A 21,199-nucleotide genomic window follows, 5' to 3' on the forward strand; every position below is an offset into this window, starting at 1 on the left:
CTCCCGGGGTCGTCGGCACCGCCCGATCAGGCGGCGCCGGCGACCGTGGCCCCGGGCGCCGGCCCCAGGGCCGTGCGCACGGTCCGGCACGTGCCGGACGCCACCAGCGCCTGCGCCACCGCGGCCGCCGACTCCGGGTCGCGGACGAGGAAGGCCGTGGTCGGGCCGGAGCCGGAGACCAGGGCGGCGAGGGCCCCGGCGGCACGGCCGGTGGCCAGGGTCTCGGCGAGCTCCGGGAAGAGGGAGAGGGCGGCGGGCTGGAGGTCGTTGGAGACGGCGGCGGCGAGCGCGTCCGGGTCGCCCTTGGCGAGGGCGGCGATGAGTTCCTGGGAGGCGACCGGGTCCGGGATGTCCGTGCCCTCGCCGAGACGGTCGAACTCCCGGAACACGGCCGGGGTGGACAGGCCCCGGCCGGCCATCGCGAACACCCAGTGGAAGGTGCCGCCGGTCTCCAGGGGCGTCAGCTGCTCGCCCCGCCCGATCCCGAGGGCCGCCGCGCCCACCAGGCTGAACGGCACGTCACTGCCCAACTCGGCGCAGATGCCGAGCAGTTCCTCGCGGGAGGCGCCGGTCCCCCACAGCGCGTCGCAGGCCACCAGGGCACCGGCGCCGTCCGCGCTGCCGCCCGCCATGCCGCCGGCGACGGGGATGTCCTTGGCGATGTGGATGTGGACGCCGGGGTCACGGCCGTACCGCGCGGCGAGCGCTTCGGCCGCTCGTGCGGCCAGGTTCGTACGGTCCAGCGGGACCTGGTCCGCGTCCGGGCCCGCGCAGGTGATGCGCAGCTCGTCGGCGGGGGTGACGGTGACCTCGTCGTAGAGGCCGACCGCGAGGAAGACGTTGGCCAGGGGATGGAAGCCGTCGGAGCGGGCGGGGCCCACCGCCAGCTGGACGTTGACCTTGGCGGGGACGCGGACCGTGACGCTCACGCGGGCTCCTTCTCCTCGTGCCGGTTCGCCTTGTGCTCGGCGATGCGCGCGAACTCTTCCACGGTCAGCGACTCGCCCCGGGCCTGCGGGGAGACACCGGCGGCGACCAGGGCCGTCTCGGCGGCGGCGGCGGAACCGGCCCAGCCGGCGAGCGCGGCCCGCAGTGTCTTGCGGCGCTGGGCGAACGCCGCGTCCACGACGGCGAAGACCTCGGCCTTCGACGCCGTCGTCTTCACCGGTTCGGTCCGGCGGACCAGGGAGACCAGGCCGCTGTCGACGTTGGGCGCCGGCCAGAACACGTTCCGGCCGATGGCTCCGGCGCGCTTGACCTCGGCGTACCAGTTGGCCTTGACCGAGGGCACGCCGTACACCTTCGAGCCGGGGTCGGCGGCGAGACGGTCGGCGACCTCCGACTGCACCATGACGAGGGTGCGTTCGATGGTCGGGAAGGTGTCGAGCATGTGCAGCAGCACCGGGACGGCCACGTTGTAGGGGAGGTTGGCGACCAGTGCGGTCGGGGCGGGGCCCGGCAGCTCCGTGACGTGCATCGCGTCGGAGTGGACGAGGGCGAAGCGGTCGGCGCGGTCCGGCATGCGGGCCGTGATGGTCGCGGGCAGCGCGGCGGCGAGCACGTCGTCGATCTCGACGGCCGTGACGCGGTCGGCGACCTCCAGCAGCGCGAGCGTCAGTGACCCGAGCCCCGGGCCCACCTCGACGGCGACGTCGTCGGGGCGGACCTGTGCGGTGCGGACGATGCGGCGGACGGTGTTCGCGTCGATCACGAAGTTCTGGCCGCGTTGTTTGGTGGGGCGTACGCCGAGGGTGGTCGCGAGCTCGCGGATGTCGGCGGGGCCAAGGAGGGCGTCGGGGGTGGGGCTGGTCACGGGGACAAGGGTACGGGGGGTTTTCGCGGGTGGGTTTCCTGGTCCTCGGGGTCGGGGCTGGGGGCGGGGTGTTGCGCAGCCCGGCGTAGCGGGGTGCCTCCCCCAAGCTCTCGGCTTCGCTCGAGCAGGGGGGACCCCCATCGCCCCAGCGGCACGACTGCCCGCAGCTCACGCAGCTAGCTGTGCAAGCGGCCGCCGCAGTGGGGCCATGGGCTTGTGCCCTGTCTCACGTAGAGCTTCTTCGCTCGGTAGGTCTGTTCGGCCGCGGGGGCGTCCTGGGGGCGGCCTCGGCCGCCGAGGGACTGCCAGGTCTGGGTGTCGAACTGGTAGAGGCCGCCGTAGGTGCCCGAGGAGTCGACCGCGTCGGGGCGGCCGCCGGACTCGCAGGCGGCGAGGCCCTGCCAGTCGAGGTGGTCGGCGCCCTGCACGGAGTCCGGGGGCGGTTTGGTGCCGACCTTCACCAGTTGCGGGCGCGCCGCGCGCACCAGCTCGGCCTTGATGCGGCGCGGCTTCTGCTTGACGCCGTTGACCGTGCGCAGGGAGTAGGTGACGCGACGCAGACCGGGCTCTCCGGCCTGTTCGACGACCTCCGTGCCGCGGAACAGGGCCGGGTCCTCGGTCCGCCGCACGGGGAACGGGATCGGTTCGTCGCGGACCTCCCTGCCGCCGGTGATCCGCAGCACCGTGACGGTCTGCCCGTCGCGCGGGAAGCTGCCCTGCGGGACCGACGTGGTGTCCTGGCCGCGCAGCGTGATGCCGGCCTCCTCGACCGCGTCCAGCACGGTGGCCGCGTTGGTGCGGACGGTGCGGGCCCGGCCGTCCGCCATGATCGTGACCGTGCGCTCGGTCCGTACGTCCAGCGCGAGCCCCGCACGGCCGATCCGCCGGGCGCGGGACGCGGAGACGTACGCGCCCTCCTGGCGCACCCCGAGTTGCCTGAGCGCCCCGGCGACCGTGTGCGCCGTCGTCCACACCTCGCGCCGGTCGCCGTCGAGGGTGAGCCGCACGGGGCGGGCGTAGTGCACGGCGATCTCGTCGCCGCTGGTGATCCGCGCGCCGGGGCCGGGCGCGACCACGTCGTGGGCGCCGATCTCGACGCCCTCCTCCGCCAGCAGCTCGGTGACGTCGTCGGCGAAGGTGTGCAGGGTGCGGGCCTTGCCGTCGACGTTCAGCTCGATAGCCTTGTCCTTGGCGACGAACGCCGTGGTGCCGCCCGCCAGGAAGGCGACGACCAGGGCCTGCGGGAGCAGCCGCCGCATGGAGCCGTCGCCCGGGCGCTCGACGTAGCGCGTCTTGCGCCGGCGCGCGGATCTGCGGTGGGAGCCGGTGTGCGCCCCCATACGCGATCCGGCACGTGCCTCGGCGCGGGCTTCGGCACGTGATCCCGCGCGAGCTTCGGCGCGTGATCCGGCACGTGCCTCGGCGCGTGATCCGGCCGGCGTTTCCGTGCGCGTGTCCGGACGCGACTCCGGGCGCGGCTCGGGGCGGGGGCCCACGCGGGGCGGGCCGACGGTGAACGCCGGTGCCGGTGCGGGGCCCGTGGGGCCCTGCCGGGGCAGCCCGGGCAGCCCGGGCAGGGGCGCTTCCTCGTAGGCGGGCCGGTAGGTGTCCCCGTGGACGCCGGCCGTGCCGTGACCCAGCGTCTCGGCGGTGTGCGGATCAGCCGGGGGCGCGTCGTAACCGCCGTACAGCGGGTCCAGGTAGGCCGGGCCGTACGTCTCGTACGTCTCGTAGTGCGAGTTGCTCACGCCGACGCGCTCCAGGGGCCGAGGGGGTCCAGAGGGGTCCGGATCGGGCCCCCAGAACCTAGCGGAGCGGCCGTCACTCTCCAAAGCGACGCGACTACGCACAGTCGTGCGGTGCGGGTGACGGAATCGACGGAGGCGGCGGATCAGCCGCGGATCAGTAGCCGAAGGCGCGTGCCGTGTTCGCCGCGAGGGCCGTCGCCAGCGTGTCCTCGTCGATGCCGCGCACCTCGGCCATGGCCCGCACGGTGATCGGCACGAGGTACGGGGCGTTCGGCCGACCGCGGTACGGCGCCGGGGTGAGGAAGGGGGCGTCCGTCTCGACCAGCAGCAGCTCCGGCGGGGCCACCGCCACCGCGTCCCGCAGGTTCTGGGCGTTCTTGAAGGTGACGTTGCCGGCGAAGGACATGAAGTAGCCCGCGCTCGCGCAGATCTCCGCCATCTCGGCGTCGCCGGAGTAGCAGTGGAAGACGGTCCGCTCGGGAGCGCCCTCCTCCTTCAGGACGCGCAGAACGTCGGCGTGGGCCTCGCGGTCGTGGATGACCAGGGCCTTGCCGTGCCGCTTGGCGATCTCGATGTGGGCGCGGAAGGACCTCTCCTGGGCCTCCTTGCCCTCGGGCCCGGTGCGGAAGTAGTCGAGGCCCGTCTCGCCGACGCCCTTGACCTGCTCCAGCGCGGCCAGCCGGTCGATCTCGGCAAGGGCCTCGTCCAGTGCGGCCTGCCCGCCCGGTTCGCGCGCGCCCTGGCGCGACCAGCCGTCCGGGTCGCCGTGGACGATGCGCGGGGCCTCGTTCGGGTGCAGGGCGACGGTCGCGTGCACGGCGTCGTACGCCGCCGCCGTCTCGGCGGCCCACCGGGAGCCCTTGAGGTCGCAGCCGACCTGCACGACCGTCGTCACTCCGACCGACGCCGCCTTCGCCAGCGCCTCCTCGACCGTGCCGGACTGCATGTCCAGGTGGGTGTGGGAGTCGGCGACCGGTACCCGCAGGGGTTCCGGGAGGGGCGGGGCCGCGTTCTTGTCCTGCCGGCCGGAGTCGTTCGAAGGCATGCCCCGATCCTACGAAAGGGCGACGCCCGCCCCGATGGGGGAGGACCGGGGAGGGCGTCGACAAGGGGAGCCGGACGGGTCAGCTCGCCTTGCGCTGGAAGGGGTGCAGCAGGTCGGACAGGTGCCAGTGGTGCTCGCGCTTCTCCTCGTCGCCCGCCTCGTCGGTCCCGGCGTCCGCCGTCGGGGCCTGCACGGGCCCGGCCGGGGACACGCGCTGGGGCCGGTGCGCCGCGTCATGGGCCGACGCGACCCGCCCGGCCCGCATGATCCGCAGGACGTGACCGTCACAGTTGTGGCAGGTGGGCTTGGACAGAGGGGAGGGCACGACCTTGCCGTCCACGACGTAGAGGACGAACTCGTGCCCGGTGGCGTCGGTGTGGTGCTCTATCTCGAACGACTGCTCCCAGCCGTGCCCGCATCGCATGCAGGCGAAGGAGTACGACTCGTGGACGACGGCGTTCGCACCGGCGCGGAGCCCGGTCTGCCCTGCGATCTCACTCATGCCAGCTCCTGTTGGTCCGCTGAGGCGTGAGGACGATTCCGTCCCCGCGACCCAGTGGACTCCTCAGCCGGCCGGAAGGCAGCAGACCTGCTGGAGTATTGGCGCCGATTTGGGCCTTCCTTGCCTCAGCGGCGGGTCCCCTTTGCTCACCCATGGGGCGCGCGCTCAAACGAAAAGCGCCCTGCTCAGAGGCTATTCAGCGCCCTCTTACAAGACACGCCCTGGGGGACGTGTCCCAAGGGGCGCGGGGCTGTGCCTATATGCGGCTCCGCCGCGTGGGCCCGAGCAACCCCGCACAACCCGTCACCCGGAATTCTTCGCGGCGACAACAGCATCAAAAACCACCCGCTTCGGCACCCCTGCCTCCTGCGCCACAGCGGCGATCGCCTCCTTGCGCCGCTCCCCCGCCTCCTCCCGCACCCGGACCCGCCGCACGAACTCCTCGGGCCCGACGTCCTCCGGCCCCTTCTCCGGAGCCCCCTCCACCACGACGGTGATCTCCCCCCGCACCCCCTCCGCGGCCCAGGCCGCCAGCTCCCCCAGCCCCCCGCGCCGGACCTCCTCGTACGTCTTCGTCAGCTCCCGGCACACCGCGCCCCGCCGCTCCGCGCCGAACACCTCGGCCATCGCGGCGAGCGTGTCGTCCAGCCGGTGGGGAGCCTCGAAGTACACGAGCGTCCGCCGTTCCCCGGCCACCTCCCGCAGCCGCCCCAGCCGCTCCCCCGCCTTGCGCGGCAGGAACCCCTCGAAGCAGAACCGGTCGACGGGCAGCCCCGACAGCGCGAGCGCGGTGAGCACGGCCGACGGCCCGGGCACGGCGGTCACCCGCACGTCCCTCTCGACGGCGGCCGCGACCAGCCGGTACCCGGGGTCGGACACGGACGGCATCCCCGCGTCCGTGACGAGCAGCACCCGCGCCCCGCCCACCAGCTCCTCGACCAGCTCCGGCGTGCGCGCGGACTCGTTGCCCTCGAAGTACGACACCACCCGCCCCTTGGGTGTGACGCCCAGCGCCTGGGTCAGCCGCCGCAGCCGGCGCGTGTCCTCGGCGGCGACGACGTCGGCTCCGGCCAGCTCCTCGGCGAGCCGGGGCGGCGCGTCCGAGATGTCGCCGATGGGGGTGCCTGCGAGTACGAGGATTCCGGTCACGCCCCCATCCTCCCAGGGGCGGGTGTTGCGGACGCATACCGGCCATGCACGGGACTCACACAGCACGGTTCCCTACGATGGCGCGGTGACCAGTACCGCGTCCTCCACGGACACCCGGCAGGGCCAGGCCCCGCACGAGCAGCGGCCGTCCTGGCAGCAGCGGCTGCGCCGCTTCGGCTATCAGCAGCCCGCGAGCGACGCCCGTGAGCCTCGTGACGTCCGTGATCGCCTGGTGCCGCCGTACACCGAGCCCAGCCCGCGCCTGTGGGCCGCGCTCGGCATCCCGTACACGAGCGCCGGGCGGCTGGTGCGCTGGTCGGGCTGGATCGGCCCGCTGCTCGTCACGCTGCTGGCGGGGGCGCTGCGGTTCTGGAACCTGGGCAACCCCAAGGCCGTGATATTCGACGAGACGTACTACGCGAAGGACGCGTGGGCGCTCGTCCACCGCGGTTTCGAAGTCAACTGGGACAAGAACGCCAACGACCTGGTCCTCTCGTCCGGCGGGCACGTCACCATCCCGACCGACGCGGCGTACGTCGTGCACCCGCCGGTCGGCAAGTACGTGATCGGGCTCGGGGAGCTGCTGTTCGGCTTCGACCCGTTCGGCTGGCGGTTCATGACCGCGCTGCTCGGCACGCTCTCCGTGCTGCTGCTGTGCCGGATCGGCCGGCGGCTGTTCCGCTCCACCTTCCTGGGCTGCCTGGCGGGCGCGCTGATGGCGGTGGACGGCCTGCACTTCGTGATGAGCCGCACGGCGCTGCTCGACGGCGTGCTGATGTTCTTCGTGCTGGCCGCGTTCGGCTGTCTGCTGATCGACCGGGACAAGGCCCGCGCGAGACTCGCCGCGGCGCTCCCGGTGGACGCGGACGGCCGGGTCCGTCCCGACCGGCACACGGCGGAGACGGCCCGGCTGGGGTGGCGTCCCTGGCGCTGGGGCGCGGGCCTGATGCTGGGCCTGGCCATCGGCACGAAGTGGAACGGCCTCTACATCCTGGCCGCGTTCTGCCTGATGGCGGTCCTGTGGGACGTCGGCTCGCGCAAGGTGGCCGGTGCCCGGCACCCCTACGCGGCGGTCCTCAAGCGCGACACGGGCCTCGCGTTCCTCGCCACGGTCCCGGTCGCGATCGTCACCTACCTGCTGTCCTGGACCGGCTGGATCCTCTCCGCGACCGACGGCTCGGGCGGCTACTTCCGCAACTGGGCGGCGACCAGCGGCAAGGGCGGCAGCTGGACCTTCCTGCCGGACTGGCTGCGCAGCCTGTGGCACTACGAGCACCAGGTGTACGAGTTCCACGTCGGCCTGTCCTCGCCGCACACCTACCAGTCGAACCCGTGGAGCTGGCTGGTCCTGGGCCGCCCGGTGTCGTACTTCTACGAGTCCCCGGCGCCCGGCCGGGACGGCTGCCCCGCCGACGCCGGTGAGAAGTGCGCCCGCGAGGTCCTCGCCCTCGGCACGCCGCTGCTGTGGTGGGTGGCCTGCCTCGCGGTGCTCTACGTCCTGTGGCGCTGGCTGCTCCGCCGCGACTGGCGCGCGGGCGCCATCGCCTGCGGTATCGCGGCCGGCTACCTGCCCTGGTTCATGTACCAGGAGCGCACGATCTTCTTCTTCTACGCCGTCGTCTTCCTGCCGTTCCTGTGCCTTGCGGTGGCCATGCTCCTGGGCGCGATCATCGGACCGCCCCGTTCCTCCGACACCCGCCGTGTCGTGGGCGCCACGGGCGCGGGCGTCCTGGTCCTGCTGATCGCCTGGAACTTCATCTACTTCTGGCCCCTGTACACCGGCCAGGCCATCCCGATCGACGACTGGCGGTCGCGGATGTGGCTGGACACGTGGGTCTGACGGATGTGACCTATGTTCGGCCACGAATCGAAAAGCCCACCCGGGCAGTAACCGCTTCCGCATAGAGTGCCCCCGGTACAGAGCTTTCTGAACGCGTTCAAAGGAGCGCGGAAGGCTCAACGGGGAGGGGACCGCCCTATGGGCAAGGGGGTCAAGGTCGCCGTCATAGGCGGCGTGTTCGCGGTGATGGTGGGTGGGGCCGGGTACGGGGCCTACAACCTCGTGAGCGCGCTGAACGGCGACGGGGGCACGAGCGGGGTCTCCGCGGAGAAGCGGTCGGGGCCGCCCGGCAAGGACGAGGTCGAGGAGACCACGTCCAAGTTCTTCGCGGCCTGGCAGAAGGGCACGGTCGCGACGGCGGCGTCGTACACCAACAACGACGCGGCCGCGGATCGGCTGCTGAGCGCCTTCGCCGACGACGCGCACATCACCGATGTGAAGATCACGCCGAGCCCGGCGAAGGGCACCACCGTGCCGTACACGGTGAAGGCGAAGGTGGCCTACGACGGGAAGTCCAAGCCGCTGAGCTACAAGAGCGAGCTGAAGGTCGTGCGCGGGGTGACCACCGGCCGGGCGCTGGTCGACTGGCAGCCGTCCGTCGTCCATCCCGAGCTGAAGAAGGACGACACGCTGGTCACGGAGCAGTCGGCCAACCCGCCCATCGAGGCCGTGGGCCGCGACGGCTCGGTGCTCACGAAGGAGAAGTACCCCTCCCTCGGCCCGGTCCTGGACGCCCTGCGCGAGAAGTACGGCGAGAAGGCCGGCGGCACGCCCGGCATCGAACTGGTCGTCCGGCACGAGGGCAACGGCGCTCCCGACACCCCGCTGCTGACCCTCGCCAAGGGCAAGCCCGGCAAGCTCACCACCACGATCAGCACGAGCGCGCAGGCGGCGGCCGAGAAGGCGGTCAAGCGGTTCGACGAGTCCTCGGTGGTGGCCGTCAAGCCGACCACGGGCGAGGTGCTGGCCGTGGCGAACAACCGTACGGACGGCTTCAACGCGGCCTTCCAGGGCCAGGCGGCCCCGGGCTCCACCATGAAGATCATGACCGCCGCGATGCTCATCGACAACGGCGTGACCTCGATGAACGGACCGGCGCCCTGCCCGTCCGACGCCGTGTGGCAGGGCCAGACCTTCAAGAACCTCGAGGGCATGAAGCCCGACGAGTCCGCCACGCTCGCAGGCAGCTTCATGCGGTCCTGCAACACCGCCTTCATCAAGCTCATCGACGAGAAGCCGCTCACCGACGCCTCCCTGACCGAGGAGGCCGAGAAGCGCTTCGGCCTCGGCCAGGACAACTGGAAGACCGGCGTCGCCTCCTTCGACGGCCGTGTCCCGACGGTCAGCGGCCCGGACCGGGCGGCGGGCGCCATCGGGCAGGGCCAGGTCCAGATGAGCCCGCTGAACATGGCCTCCGTGACCGCGACCGCGATCACCGGCACCTTCCGCCAGCCCTATCTGGTCTCCCCGGAGCTGGACGACCGTGAGCTCGCCCGGGCCGAGGGCCTGAAGGCGAGCACCGCCGCCCAGCTCAAGCAGATGATGCGGCTCACCGCCACCCAGGGCACCGCCCAGGAGGCCATGCGGGGACTCGGCGGCGACATCGGCGCCAAGACCGGCTCCGCCGAGGTCGACGGCAACGCCAAGTCCAACAGCTGGTTCACGGGATTCCGGGGCGACATCGCGGCCGCGGCCATGACGGAGGAGGGCGGTCACGGCGGTGACGCGGCCGGTCCGATTGTCGCAGCCGTGCTACGAACCGGCGGCTGATCTCATCCGCGCCGGACGGGACTCTAGGGTGGTGGCCGTCGTTGGGACAGTTGAGGGCATCGGGGACCCTGGGATTTCGCGGAGGAACGGACAGCAGTGGGCAACAGAAGGCGCGTCGCCGAGCGACGGAAGACGAAGCCCGCCGTGATCGGCGGGATGATCGCCGTGGTCGTCGGCGGAGCCGGATTCGGCGCCTACGCGCTGTACGGCGGTGGCGCGGCGGCCGACGACGGGTCCAGATCGGCCTCCGCCGACCAGAAGCCCAAGGTGAAGACCGGGCCCCTGTCACCGTCCGAGGTCACCACCACCGCGCGGGCCTTCCTCACCTCCTGGCAGGCGGGGAAGGTCCCGCAGGCCGCCGCGGCCACCGACGACCCGGCCGCGGCGAAGCTGCTGCTCACCGGCTACACCAAGGACGCCCGCGTCAAGGACGTCACCGTCACCCCGGGCACGCCCACCGGTGACAAGGTGCCGTTCTCCGTCAAGGGCACGGTGGCGTACAAGGACACCGAGAAGCCGCTGGCGTACCAGAGCGCGCTGACCGTCGTGCGCCGCACCAGCGATGGAAAGCCGCTGGTCGACTGGCACTCGGCGGTCGTCCACCCGGATCTGAAGGACGGCGACACCCTGGTCACCGGCGAGGCGGGCACGCCCCCGGTCAAGGCGCTCGACCGGGACGGCGGTGAGCTGACCAAGGAGAAGTACGCCTCGCTCGGCCCGGTCCTGGACGGGCTGCGCGAGAAGTACGGCAAGGAGGCCGGCGGCAAGGCCGGCATCGAGCTCCGGGTCGTGCGCGGGAAGGCCGCCAAGGAGAAGGACCTGTCCGACAAGACCCTGCTGGAGCTGAGCGAGGGCACACCGGGGACGGTGAAGACCACGCTGAACCCCGCCCTCCAGGCCGCCGCCGAGAAGCAGGTCGCGAAGAAGGCCAAGTCGTCGGTGGTCCTGATGCGGGTGTCGACCGGCGAGATCCTGGCCGCCGCCAACGCCTCGCCCGGCTTCAACACCGCCTTCCAGGGCTCCCTCGCCCCCGGCTCCACGATGAAGGTCATCACCTCGTCGCTGCTGATCGAGAAGGGCCTCGCCTCGGCGGACAAGAAGCACCCGTGCCCGAAGTACTTCACGTACGGACACTGGAAGTTCCAGAACGACGACAAGTTCGAGATCAAGGACGGCACGTTCAAGGCGAGCTTCGCCCGCTCCTGCAACACGGCCTTCATCAGCCAGGCGCCGAAGCTGAAGGACGACGACCTGACCAAGCAGGCCCAGCAGGTCTTCGGCCTGGGGATGAACAACTGGGCCATCGGAGTGCCGTCCTTCGACGGGGCGGTGCCGGTGCAGTCGGCGGCCCAGAAGGGCGCCTCGCTGATCGGGCAGGGCGGGGTCCGGATGAACCCGCTGAACATGGCGTCGGTGTCGGCGACCATCAAGTCCGGCACCTTCCACCAGCCGTACCTGGTCTCCCCGGACGTGGACGGGCGGAAGCTCGCGAAGGCGTCGCGCACCATGTCCGCGGGCACGCTGGGCCAGATGCGTGAGCTGATGTCGTACACGGCCGACTACGGCACGGCCGCGGAGGCGATGGCCGGGGTCAGCGGTGACGCCGGCGCGAAGACCGGCTCCGCCGAGGTCGACGGGCAGAAGAAGCCCAACGGCTGGTTCACGGCCTACCGGGGCGACCTGGCGGCCGCGGGCGTGGTCCAGCAGGGCGGCCACGGCGGATCGACGGCCGGGCCGATCGTGGCGGCACTGCTGAAGATGGGCGGCTGAGCCCGCGGGTTCAGACCCCTCAGTGCGTCACGGGTTCCGCGGCGGCCATGTAGGTCCGCCGCAGGAACCGCAGCAGGGCCTGCCGCTCGAACTGCACCACCAGCACACCCTCGGCGGTGTGGAACTCCACCACGGCCTGCACCCGCCCGCACGGCCACACCCGCACGTCACCGCTGCCCGTGGGGGCCCGCAGCCCCTCCTCCAGCAGCGCGCGGTCGAAGGTCCACTCGCGCGCCCCGGCCCCCGGGAGACCGATCCGCACCGACCGGGGGTCGCGTTCCGGGTCGTACCGCAGCGTGACCGGAATCGCTTCCAGCTCATCGATCAGCGGGACGGACGCGTCCGTGACGATGTGGGCTCGCGCGTACTGCTCGACTACGGACATCGGACGGCCCCTTCACCGTGCGCTACGTGGGCGGAATCTGTGCGTCCGCCCCCTCTTCAATTTCCCATATTTTCCGGATTGCACCCTTTGGGACCGAATATCTGGAGTGGGATAAAACAAGCAGCACGCTCTTGCAAACCATTCGCATCTAGCCACATCATCGAACGGTGCATGTACCTGACGGATTCATCAACGCGCCCACCTCCGCCGCCACCGGTGTGATCGCCGCGGGCGCCGTCGCCGTGAGCCTGCGCGGCGCGCGCCGCGAACTCGACGAGCGGACCGCACCGCTGGCCGGCCTCGTTGCGGCGTTCATCTTCGCGGTGCAGATGCTGAACTTCCCCGTCGCGGCGGGGACCAGCGGCCATCTGCTGGGCGGCGCGCTCGCCGCGATACTCGTCGGCCCGTACACAGGCATCCTGTGCGTCTCCGTCGTCCTGCTCATGCAGGGCATCCTCTTCGCCGACGGCGGCCTGACCGCGCTCGGCGTGAACATCACCAACATGGCGATCGTCACCACGGTCGTCGCCTACGCCGTCTTCCGCGGCCTGGTGAAGCTGCTGCCCCGCACCCGCAGGTCGGTCACGGTCGCCTCCTTCGCCGCCGCCCTGCTCTCCGTCCCGGCCGCCGCCCTGGCGTTCACGCTGATGTACGCGATCGGCGGCACCACCGACGTGTCGATCGGCAAGGTCGCCACCGCCATGGTCGGCGTGCATCTGCTCATCGGCGTCGGCGAGGCCGCGATCACCGCCCTGACCGTCGGCGCGGTCATCGCCGTACGCCCGGACCTGGTGTACGGGGCGCGCGGTCTCACGCGGAAGCTCAAGCTGCGGGTGAACGGCGAGCTGGTCGACGCGCCCGGCGCCGAACCCGCCCCCGTGGCCGCCCGGACCTCGCAGCGCGGGGTCTGGGCCGCGGGCCTGGTCACCTCGCTGGTCCTGGCCGGGTTCGTCAGCTTCTACGCCTCCGCCGACCCGGACGGTCTGGAGAAGGTCGCCACCGACCACGGCATCGACAAGAAGGCCGAGGAGCACTCCGCGGCCGACTCCCCGCTCGCCGACTACGGCGTCAAGGACGTCACCGACGCCCGCCTGTCCGGGGGGCTGGCGGGCGTCATCGGCGTGGGTGTCACGGTCGTCGCGGGCACCGGTGTGTTCTGGGCCGTGCGCCGCCGCCGCTCGGACGACACGTCCCCGTCGCGGACGACGGACCCGACGACCACCACGGGCGTCTGACATGGGAGCGGGGCACGCGCACAAGCTCTACCGGCACGGGCACTCCCCCGTGCACGGCCTGCCGCCGCACACCAAGCTCGCCGCGGTCTTCGCCTTCGTCGTGGTCGTGGTGTCGACACCGCGGGAGGCGATGTGGGCCTTCGGCCTGTACGCCGTACTGCTGGGGGTCGTGGCGTACGCCGCGCGCGTGCCCGCGGGGTTCCTGCTCAGGCGGCTGCTGATCGAGGTGCCGTTCGTCGCGTTCGCGGTGCTCATGCCGTTCGTGGCCGAGGGCGAGCGGATCGACGTCCTCGGCCTGTCCCTGAGCGTGAACGGGCTGTGGGGCGCCTGGAACGTGCTCGCCAAGGGCACGCTCGGTGTCGCGGCCTCGGTGCTGCTGGCCGCCACCACGGAACTGCGCGAGCTGCTGCTCGGCCTTCAGCGCCTGAAGCTCCCGCCCCTCCTCGTGCAGATCGCGTCCTTCATGATCCGCTACGGCGACGTCATCACGGACGAGATGCGGCGCATGCGGATCGCCCGCGAGTCACGCGGCTTCGAAGCCAGGGGCGTTAGGCACTGGGGCGTGCTGGCCAAGTCGGCGGGCGCCCTGTTCATCCGCTCCTACGAGCGCGGCGAGCGCGTGCACCTGGCCATGGTCAGCCGCGGCTACGCCGGTGCGATGCCGGTCATCGACGAGGTGACCGCGTCCCGGGCGCAGTGGTCGTACGCCCTCGCCCTCCCGGTGTCCGCGCTCGCCGTCTGTCTGCTGGGATGGTCCCTGTGACTGCTTCCCTCGAGGTCTCGGGCCTCGCCTTCGCCTACCCCGACGGGCACCAGGCCCTCTTCGGCGTCGACTTCTCGATCGCGCGCGGCGAGCGGGTCGCCCTGCTCGGGCCGAACGGCGCCGGCAAGACGACCCTGGTGCTGCACCTCAACGGCATCCTGACCGGCGGCACCGGCGCGGTGCGGGTGGCCGGGCTGCCCGTCGGCAGGCAGCACATGGCGGAGATCCGGCGCCGGGTCGGCATCGTCTTCCAGGACCCGGACGACCAGCTCTTCATGCCGACCGTCCGGGAGGACGTGGCGTTCGGGCCCGCGGCGGCCGGGCTGAAGGGGCCGGAGCTTCAGGCGCGTGTGGACCGGGCGCTGGAGCGGGTCGGCATGGCGGAGTTCAAGGACCGCCCGCCGCACCACCTCTCCTTCGGCCAGCGCCGCCGGGTCGCCGTCGCGACCGTGCTGGCCATGGAGCCGGAGATCCTCGTCCTCGACGAGCCCTCCTCCAACCTGGACCCGGCCTCCCGCCGGGAACTGGCCGACATCCTCCGCTCCCTCGACGTGACCGTGCTGATGGTCACCCACGACCTCCCCTACGCCCTGGAGCTGTGCCCGCGCTCCCTGATCCTCAGCGACGGCGTCATCGCGGCGGACGGACCGACCGGTGAGCTGCTCTCCGACGAGGAACTGATGCGCGCCCACCGCCTGGAGCTGCCGTTCGGCTTCGACCCCCGGTCCGTACCGGCCGCACCGGCCCGTCCGTGACGGAGCCCGTCCGTGACAATGGGCGCGTGACGAACGAGGAGACCACGAGTCGGGGTGCCTCGCTGCTGCTGGACCAGCAGCTGTGCTTCGCGCTGTACGCCGCCCAGCGCGCGGTGACGGCCGCGTACCGTCCGCTCCTCGACGAACTGGGCCTCACCTACCCGCAGTACCTGGTCCTGCTGGTCCTCTGGGAGCGCGGCGAGATGCCGGTCAAGGAGCTGGCGGCGGCGCTGCGGCTCGACTACGGGACGGTTTCGCCGCTGCTCAAGCGGCTTCAGAGCGCGGGGCTCGTACGGCGTGAGCGGTCGGCGCGGGACGAGCGGTCGGTGCTCGTGGCCGCGACCGGGCGCGCGGAGGAACTCCGGGAGCGCGCGGCGCGCGTGCCCGGTGCGCTGCTCACCACGACGGGGCTCGACGACACGGAGGTCGCGCGGCTCCGCGAGGAGCTGTGGCGGCTGGCGGAGCGGGCCGAGTCGGCGGCGGACAGCGCCCGCTGATCACGAGGGTTACCCCCGGTTGCATCCCCTGGTGACGAAAGACCGGTTACCGGTCAGTACCTTGTGCACGATGTGTTTGTGCGCACTTGTTTGTGGGGGAGGACAGCATGACTGACGGCCCCGCCGTCGACACCCGTCCGACGAAGATCATGTACGTCGCGGAGGCCACCGCCCACGGGGGCCGCGAGGGCTACGTCACCAGCCAGGACGGCCACATCGACCTCAGGGTCGCGATGCCCCCGCAGCTCGGCGGCGACGGCAACGGCACCAACCCGGAACAGCTCTTCGCGGCCGGCTACAGCTCGTGCTTCCACAACGCGCTGATCCTCGTCGGCAACCGCGAGGGCTACGACCTCACCGGTTCCACGGTCGCCGCGAAGGTCGGCATCGGCCCCAACAAGCAGCACGGCTACGGCCTCGCGGTCGCCCTCAGCGTCTCCCTCCCCGTCCTCGACCCCGACCTCGCGACCAAGCTGGTGGACGCGGCCCACGAGGTCTGCCCGTACTCGAACGCGACCCGGGGGAACATCGACGTGACGATCCTGCTTGGGTGAAGGGGAGCACCCGAGTGAGACGAGGAGTACGGGCGTGGACGTGCACGGCACAGTGGCCGAGGGCTTCGAGCCGGTCAGGGAAGCGTTCGTACGGAACTTCGAGTCGCTCGGGGAGCGGGGCGCCGCGGTCGCCGTCTACCGGGACGGCCGGCGGATCGTCGACCTGTGGGCCGGCACGAAGGACGTCGACGGCACGGACCCCTGGGAGCACGGCACCGCCCAGGTCGTGCGCTCGGCCACGAAGGGCGTCGCCGCCGCCGTACTCCTGCTGCTGCACCAGCGCGGACAGCTCGACCTGGACGCGCCGGTGGGCCACTACTGGCCCGAGTTCAAGGCGCGGGGCAAGGAACGGGTGCTGGTCCGGCACGTCCTGAACCACCGGGCCGGACTGCCGGTGCTCGACCGGCCCCTGACCCCCGAACAGACCCTCGACCCGCTCCGGGGCCCCGAGGCGGTCGCCGCCCAGGCCCCCGCCTGGGAGCCCGGCACCGACCACGGCTACCACGCCCTCACCTACGGCTGGCTGCTGGACGAACTGGTACGGCGCGTGACCGGGCAAGGCGCCGGCCCATGGCTCGCCGCAGAACTCACCGGCCCGCTGGGCCTGGACCTCTGGCTGGGCCTGCCGGACACCGAGGCCGGCCGGGTCGGACGCGCGGGCCGCGTCGAGGGCCCCGAGCCGGCCGGCGGCCTGCGCAGCCGCCCCAAGCGCTCGGTCACCGAGGCCTACGAGGACCCGGACTCCCTGACCCGCCGGGCCTTCGCGGCCATCACCCCGTTCCCGGACCAGAACGACCCGGCCTACCGTGCGGCGGCCCTCCCCGCGACCAACGCGATAGCGACGGCGGACGGTCTGGCCCGCTTCTACGCGACGCTGATCGGCGACACGGCCGGCGCCGCCCGCCTCTTCACGCCGGAGACGGTCGAGCTGGCCCGGGCCGAGGAGTCGGCGGGCCCCGACCGGGTCCTGGTGGTCGGCACCCGCTTCGGCCTCGGCTACATGCTGCACGGCAGCGCCTCCCCCTTCCTCACCCCGGGCTCCTTCGGCCACCCGGGCCGCGGCGGCGCCCTCGGCTTCGCCGACCCGGACACCGGGATCGCCTTCGGCTATGTCACCAACGGCTTCCGCAAGACGGTGACGGCGGATCCGCGGGCGGAGGGGCTGGTGAGGGCGGTGCGGGGGGCCATCGGTCTGTGAGGCGGCTCCAGAGACGGCTCTAGACGTGGATCGGGTGGGACGTCCGCCCGGACGCCTGGTCGATCTCCTCGTGGGCCTTGGTCAGCAACTGCATGGCGAGTTCGTTGAGCGCCCGGGCCGCGGCGATCTCCTCCCCGACCCTGGGCTGATTGACGTCGGTCCGGTGCCGACTGGCCTGCCCGTGCGCCCGTACCTCGCTGCCGTCGGGCAGCCGGACCAGCGCGACCGCCCGGGTGTGCTGGTCGTCCTCCCGGAACTCCATCTCGACGTGCCATCCCACAGTGGTGTGCATCATGACGATCACCTCCGGAACACCTAGTTCCAGGGTGCTCCTCAGGTGGGTCGGGCGCACCCGTCCGTTCCCGCCTATCCGGCGTGCAGCATCAGCCCGATCCCGACGACGAGCAGCCCGGCGGCGGCGATCCTCGGCGCCCCGAACCGCTCCCTGAAGAACACGGCCCCGATGGCGGCGCCCACGATGATGGACGACTCGCGCAGGGCGGCGATGGGGGCGAGTTCGGCCTTGGTCTGGGCCCACAGCACGAGGGCGTAGGCGGCGACGGAGAGCGCGGCCCCGACCAGCCCGATCCCCGCGAACGGCCGCAGGGTCGCCACGGTTTTCCCGCGCCGGCGGATCACCGCGTACGCCGGGATCACGACCCCCTGGACCGCCATCAGCCAGGCGATGTACCCGAGGGAGGACCCGGAGGCGCGCACGCCGAGCCCGTCGACGACGGTGTACGCCGCTATCGTCAGCCCGGTCGCCAGGGCCGCTCCGATCGCCGCCCAGTCGGGCCGGCTCCCGCGCAGGCCCCACAGGGCGACGCCGGTCAGCCCCGCGCAGGACAGGGCGATACCGGCCGCGGCCCACCGGTCGGGCACCTCGTCGGCGAAGACCGCGGCGAGCACCGTCACCACGAGGGGCGCGGTGCCGCGGGCGATGGGATAGGCCTGCCCGAAGTCGCCCAGCCGGAAGGACGTCATCAGCAGCGCGTAGTACGCGATGTGGATGACGGCGGAACCGAGCAGGTACGGCCAGGCCCGGTCCGCCGGGAACGCCACGAAGGGCGCCATGGCCAGCCCGATGAGCAGCCCGCCGCCCGAGATCAGCGCGAACCCGGTCAGCTTGTCGGTGATCTTGTGCGCGATGGCGTTCCAGCTGGCGTGTGTGACGGCGGCGAGCAGTACGGCGGCAGTGACCAGCGGCGTCACGAGGCGCTCTCGCGCACGTCCACGAACGTGCCGCCGGCGTGGGCGACGAGCTCCTCGGGCGCCATGGGGAAGACGGTGTACGGCGTGCCGGCGGCGGCCCAGACGGTCTCGTGCCGGAGCAGGGACCGGTCGGCGAGCACACGCGTCCTCGTCCGGTGCCCGAAGGGCGGCACCCCACCGATCGCGTACCCGGTGGTCTCCCGGACGACATCGACCTTGGCCCGGGTGACCTTCTGCGCACCGAGTTCCTCGCGCACGAGCTCGAGATCCACCCGGGACGCCCCGTCCATCAGCACCAGCACGGGCACCCGTCCCGCAAGCTCTCGGCTTCGCTCGAGCAGGGGGGACCCCCATGCAGCGAAGATCAGCGACTTGCAGATCTGACTCAACTCGCACCCGACAGCGGCGGCGGCCTCGGTGGCGGTACGGGTGGCTTCCGGAAATCGGCGGATCCGAGTGAGCACGTCCGCGAGCCCCAACTCCCGCAGGGCCTGCGCGAACAGGGGGTGCGCTTCGGGGTTCTCGGCGTCAGTGGCGGCTGTCGTCGTCATGGGGGCACGGTAACGGTGGGTGTACGGGCCACGCGAGCGCCCTCAGCACTTCGAGACGTTCCTCGACTCGCCTGAAGAAGCCGGTGAGGGCTCCCGTCCCGCGGAGCCCTCACCGGACTGTTTCTCAGAGAGTGGGAAGCGTCAGGTGCGTGCCAGCTCCCGGTCCGCGTCCCCCTGGTCGGAGTCCGAGCGCCGCAGGCCCTCGCCCTCGACGTCGACGTTGGGCAGGGCCCGGTCCAGCCACTTCGGGAGCCACCAGGCCTTGCGGCCGAGGAGGGCCAGGACGGCCGGGACGATGGCCATGCGGACGATGAACGCGTCGAAGAAGACCGCGATCGCGAGGCCGAAGCCGATCATCTTGACCATGGACTCGGACGAGCCGATGAAGCCGGCGAAGACGGCCATCATGATGACGGCCGCGGCGGTCACCACCCTCGCCCCGTGCCGGAAGCCCGTGACGATCGCCTGGGCGGGCTTCTCGCCGTGGACGTAGGCCTCCCGCATCCGGGTCACGAGGAACACCTCGTAGTCCATCGCGAGGCCGAAGACCACGCCGACCATGAAGATCGGCATCATCGACATGACCGGGCCGGTCTGCTCCACGCCCATCAGGTCCGACAGCCAGCCCCACTGGAAGACCGCGACGACGGCGCCGAGGGCCGCCATGACGGAGAGGAGGAAGCCGAGGGCCGCCTTCAGGGGGACCAGGATCGAGCGGAAGACGACGATCAGGAGCAGGAAGGCCAGGCCGACCACCAGGACCAGGTACGGCACCAGCGCGTCGTTGAGCTTCTCGCTGACGTCGATGTTCATCGCGGTGCTGCCGGTGACCAGGACGTTGGCGTTCGTGTCGGCCTTGATGTCCGCGCCCGCGTCCCGGATGCCGTGCACCAGGTTCTCCGTCGTGACGGAGGACGGCTTGGAGCCGGGGATGACGGTGATGGTGGCCGTGTCACCGGCCTTGTTGGGCGCCGGGGGCGTCACCGTGACGACGTCCTTCAGGCCCTTGATCTCGTCGCCGACCTCCGTGAAGGCCGCCTTCGCATCGTCGCTGCCCTTGGCGTCGACGACGACCATCAGCGGGCCGTTGAAGCCCGGCCCGAAGCCCTCGGACAGCAGGTCGTAGGCACGGCGCTGGGTGGTGGAGGTGGGCTGGGAGCCGTCGTCGGGCAGGCCCAGTTCCAGGGAGCTCGCCGGGACGGCCGCCGCGCCGAGGCCGATGACGCCGAGCAGCAGGACGGCGACGGGGCGGCGGACGACGAAGCTCGCCCAGCGCGTGCCCAGGTTGGGGCGCTCCGGCTTCTGCGAAGGCTCCTTCGAGGCCTCCCTTGAAGCCTCCTTCGAGGCTTCCTTCGAAGCCTTCTTCGCAGCCCGGCCCAGCAGCTTCCCCTTCTCCCCCGCCGGCTTCACCCTGCGGCCCGCGTACCCGAGCAGCGCCGGGATCATGGTCAGGGCGATCAGCACCGCGATGGCCACCGTGCCCGCCGCCGCGATGCCCATCTTCGTCAGCATCGGGATGTTGACGACGGAGAGGCCGACCAGGGCGATCACGACCGTCAGGCCGGCGAAGACCACGGCGGAGCCCGCGGTGCCCACCGCGCGGCCCGCCGCTTCCTCGCGTTCCCGGCCCTCGGCCAGTTCCGCGCGGTAGCGGGAGACGATGAAGAGCGCGTAGTCGATGCCGACCGCCAGGCCGATCATCATCGCGAGGGTGGAGGTGGTCGTGCCCAGGTCGAGGGCGCTGGCCAGGCCGGTGATCGCGGAGACCCCGATGCCCACGCCGATGAGCGCCGTCAGCAGCGGCAGACCGGCCGCGACGAGCGAGCCGAAGGTGATGACGAGGACGACCGCGGCGACCGCGATGCCGATGATCTCGCTGGATCCGGTGTGCGGCACCGCCTGGAGGGCGTCACCGCCGATCTCGACGGTCAGCCCGGTCTCCCGCGCGTCCCGCGCGCTGTCCTCCAGGGCGTCCTTCGCGGCGTCGTCGAGCTCCATGCCGGAGACCTTGTACGACACCTGCGCGTAGGCGATCGTGCCGTCCTTGCTGACGGCCTTCGCCTGGTACGGGTCGGTGACGCGGGCGACCTCGGAGCCGTCGGACAGGGCCCGCACGGTCTTCTCGACGGTCGCCTTGTTGCCGGCGTCGGTCATCTTCTCGCCGTCCGGCGCCTTGAAGACGACGCGTGCGGTCGCTCCGTCGGCGCTCGCGCCGGGGAAACGCTGTTCCAGCAGGTCGAAGGCCTTCTGCGCCTCGGTGCCCGGGATGGAGAACGAGCTGTTGCCCGCGGCGGGGGCGCTGGCCGCGCCGACTCCGGCGAGGGTCAGCAGAGCCACCCAGATCAGGGCCGCGAAGTGCCGTCGCCGGAACGAGAGCCGGCCGAGTTTATAAAGGAATGTCGCCACGAGGGC

General features: G+C 72.0%; 20 protein-coding genes. 9 read left to right on the forward strand and 11 right to left on the reverse strand.

Features of this window, described 5'->3' with window-relative positions:
* Positions 1-26: 26 nt before the first annotated feature.
* The 6 genes from ABEA82_RS17800 to rsmI all read right to left on the reverse strand — a co-directional run bounded on the left by ABEA82_RS17800 (position 27) and on the right by rsmI (position 6,257).
* Complete coding sequence (locus tag ABEA82_RS17800; protein WP_345662505.1) at positions 27-929, reverse strand: 4-(cytidine 5'-diphospho)-2-C-methyl-D-erythritol kinase; 903 nt, start codon at positions 927-929, stop codon at positions 27-29.
* Entirely contained in the window at positions 926-1,813 is an 888-nt protein-coding gene (gene rsmA / locus ABEA82_RS17805) for a 16S rRNA (adenine(1518)-N(6)/adenine(1519)-N(6))-dimethyltransferase RsmA (RefSeq protein ID WP_345662507.1), read from the reverse strand. Before rsmA ends, ABEA82_RS17800 begins: the two co-directional genes overlap by 4 nt.
* A gap of 176 nt (positions 1,814-1,989) precedes the next feature.
* Positions 1,990-3,561, reverse strand: a complete 1,572-nt coding sequence (locus ABEA82_RS17810; RefSeq protein WP_345662508.1) for a resuscitation-promoting factor — start codon at positions 3,559-3,561, stop codon at positions 1,990-1,992.
* A gap of 154 nt (positions 3,562-3,715) precedes the next feature.
* On the reverse strand, positions 3,716-4,606 hold the full coding sequence (locus ABEA82_RS17815; RefSeq protein ID WP_345662509.1) for a TatD family hydrolase: 891 nt from the start codon (positions 4,604-4,606) through the stop codon (positions 3,716-3,718).
* 79 nt (positions 4,607-4,685) lie between these two features.
* Positions 4,686-5,108 carry a hypothetical protein gene (locus ABEA82_RS17820; protein ID WP_345662510.1) on the reverse strand — a complete coding sequence of 141 codons (423 nt, stop codon included), beginning with the start codon at positions 5,106-5,108 and terminating at the stop codon, positions 4,686-4,688.
* Positions 5,109-5,411: 303 nt separating this feature from the next.
* Positions 5,412-6,257 (reverse strand): 16S rRNA (cytidine(1402)-2'-O)-methyltransferase, encoded by an 846-nt coding sequence (gene rsmI, locus ABEA82_RS17825; RefSeq protein WP_003990834.1) that lies wholly within the window; start codon positions 6,255-6,257, stop codon positions 5,412-5,414.
* Positions 6,258-6,342: 85 nt separating this feature from the next.
* Here rsmI and ABEA82_RS17830 point away from each other — a divergent pair, with 85 nt between their 5' ends.
* From ABEA82_RS17830 to ABEA82_RS17840, 3 genes are all read left to right on the forward strand, one after another.
* Complete coding sequence (locus ABEA82_RS17830) at positions 6,343-8,097, forward strand: dolichyl-phosphate-mannose--protein mannosyltransferase (protein ID WP_345662511.1); 1,755 nt, start codon at positions 6,343-6,345, stop codon at positions 8,095-8,097.
* A 138-nt stretch (positions 8,098-8,235) separates the two neighbouring features.
* The gene (locus ABEA82_RS17835) at positions 8,236-9,867 is read left to right on the forward strand and encodes a penicillin-binding transpeptidase domain-containing protein (protein WP_345662512.1); all 1,632 of its coding nucleotides are present in this window, start codon (positions 8,236-8,238) and stop codon (positions 9,865-9,867) included.
* Positions 9,868-9,963: 96 nt separating this feature from the next.
* On the forward strand, positions 9,964-11,637 hold the full coding sequence (locus ABEA82_RS17840; RefSeq protein WP_345662513.1) for a penicillin-binding transpeptidase domain-containing protein: 1,674 nt from the start codon (positions 9,964-9,966) through the stop codon (positions 11,635-11,637).
* A gap of 19 nt (positions 11,638-11,656) precedes the next feature.
* Here the strand turns inward: ABEA82_RS17840 and ABEA82_RS17845 are convergent, their stop codons facing one another.
* Positions 11,657-12,022: an SsgA family sporulation/cell division regulator gene (locus ABEA82_RS17845; protein WP_345662514.1), complete on the reverse strand. Its 366-nt coding sequence runs from the start codon at positions 12,020-12,022 to the stop codon at positions 11,657-11,659.
* A gap of 167 nt (positions 12,023-12,189) precedes the next feature.
* On the opposite strand from ABEA82_RS17845, the gene ABEA82_RS17850 reads away from it, so the two are divergent.
* From ABEA82_RS17850 to ABEA82_RS17875, 6 genes are all read left to right on the forward strand, one after another.
* The gene (locus ABEA82_RS17850; RefSeq protein WP_345662515.1) at positions 12,190-13,257 is read left to right on the forward strand and encodes an energy-coupling factor ABC transporter permease; all 1,068 of its coding nucleotides are present in this window, start codon (positions 12,190-12,192) and stop codon (positions 13,255-13,257) included.
* A 1-nt stretch (position 13,258) separates the two neighbouring features.
* Entirely contained in the window at positions 13,259-14,020 is a 762-nt protein-coding gene (gene cbiQ, locus ABEA82_RS17855; RefSeq protein ID WP_345662516.1) for a cobalt ECF transporter T component CbiQ, read from the forward strand.
* On the forward strand, positions 14,008-14,775 hold the full coding sequence (locus ABEA82_RS17860; protein ID WP_345662517.1) for an energy-coupling factor ABC transporter ATP-binding protein: 768 nt from the start codon (positions 14,008-14,010) through the stop codon (positions 14,773-14,775). Before cbiQ ends, ABEA82_RS17860 begins: the two co-directional genes overlap by 13 nt.
* 26 nt (positions 14,776-14,801) lie before the next feature.
* Positions 14,802-15,272: a MarR family winged helix-turn-helix transcriptional regulator gene (locus tag ABEA82_RS17865; protein ID WP_345662518.1), complete on the forward strand. Its 471-nt coding sequence runs from the start codon at positions 14,802-14,804 to the stop codon at positions 15,270-15,272.
* Between the two features lie 107 nt (positions 15,273-15,379).
* Positions 15,380-15,826, forward strand: coding sequence for an organic hydroperoxide resistance protein (locus tag ABEA82_RS17870; protein WP_345662520.1), 447 nt, complete (start codon positions 15,380-15,382; stop codon positions 15,824-15,826).
* 34 nt (positions 15,827-15,860) lie between these two features.
* Positions 15,861-17,024, forward strand: coding sequence for a serine hydrolase domain-containing protein (locus ABEA82_RS17875; RefSeq protein WP_345662521.1), 1,164 nt, complete (start codon positions 15,861-15,863; stop codon positions 17,022-17,024).
* A 19-nt stretch (positions 17,025-17,043) separates the two neighbouring features.
* Here the strand turns inward: ABEA82_RS17875 and ABEA82_RS17880 are convergent, their stop codons facing one another.
* From ABEA82_RS17880 to ABEA82_RS17895, 4 genes are all read right to left on the reverse strand, one after another.
* Positions 17,044-17,319, reverse strand: a complete 276-nt coding sequence (locus tag ABEA82_RS17880) for a DUF1876 domain-containing protein (RefSeq protein ID WP_345662522.1) — start codon at positions 17,317-17,319, stop codon at positions 17,044-17,046.
* Between the two features lie 71 nt (positions 17,320-17,390).
* Positions 17,391-18,236 carry an EamA family transporter gene (locus ABEA82_RS17885; protein WP_345662523.1) on the reverse strand — a complete coding sequence of 282 codons (846 nt, stop codon included), beginning with the start codon at positions 18,234-18,236 and terminating at the stop codon, positions 17,391-17,393.
* The gene (locus ABEA82_RS17890; RefSeq protein WP_345662524.1) at positions 18,233-18,787 is read right to left on the reverse strand and encodes a YbaK/EbsC family protein; all 555 of its coding nucleotides are present in this window, start codon (positions 18,785-18,787) and stop codon (positions 18,233-18,235) included. The genes ABEA82_RS17885 and ABEA82_RS17890 overlap by 4 nt, the downstream gene beginning before the upstream one ends.
* A gap of 141 nt (positions 18,788-18,928) precedes the next feature.
* Complete coding sequence (locus tag ABEA82_RS17895; RefSeq protein ID WP_345662525.1) at positions 18,929-21,193, reverse strand: MMPL family transporter; 2,265 nt, start codon at positions 21,191-21,193, stop codon at positions 18,929-18,931.
* Positions 21,194-21,199 lie beyond the last annotated feature (6 nt).

The organism is Streptomyces venetus (assembly GCF_039540295.1).
Classification (GTDB): domain Bacteria; phylum Actinomycetota; class Actinomycetes; order Streptomycetales; family Streptomycetaceae; genus Streptomyces; species Streptomyces venetus.

Bases quoted from the DNA above. Each gene is read 5' to 3' on its own strand.
- ABEA82_RS17870 (WP_345662520.1), top strand. From the start codon at position 15,380: ATGACTGACGGCCCCGCCGTCGACACCCGTCCGACGAAGATCATGTAC.
- ABEA82_RS17890 (WP_345662524.1), bottom strand. From the start codon at position 18,787: ATGACGACGACAGCCGCCACTGACGCCGAGAACCCCGAAGCGCACCCC.
- ABEA82_RS17820 (WP_345662510.1), bottom strand. From the start codon at position 5,108: ATGAGTGAGATCGCAGGGCAGACCGGGCTCCGCGCCGGTGCGAACGCC.
- ABEA82_RS17845 (WP_345662514.1), bottom strand. From the start codon at position 12,022: ATGTCCGTAGTCGAGCAGTACGCGCGAGCCCACATCGTCACGGACGCG.
- ABEA82_RS17835 (WP_345662512.1), top strand. From the start codon at position 8,236: ATGGGCAAGGGGGTCAAGGTCGCCGTCATAGGCGGCGTGTTCGCGGTG.
- ABEA82_RS17815 (WP_345662509.1), bottom strand. From the start codon at position 4,606: ATGCCTTCGAACGACTCCGGCCGGCAGGACAAGAACGCGGCCCCGCCC.
- ABEA82_RS17880 (WP_345662522.1), bottom strand. From the start codon at position 17,319: ATGATGCACACCACTGTGGGATGGCACGTCGAGATGGAGTTCCGGGAG.
- ABEA82_RS17860 (WP_345662517.1), top strand. From the start codon at position 14,008: ATGGTCCCTGTGACTGCTTCCCTCGAGGTCTCGGGCCTCGCCTTCGCC.
- cbiQ (WP_345662516.1), top strand. From the start codon at position 13,259: ATGGGAGCGGGGCACGCGCACAAGCTCTACCGGCACGGGCACTCCCCC.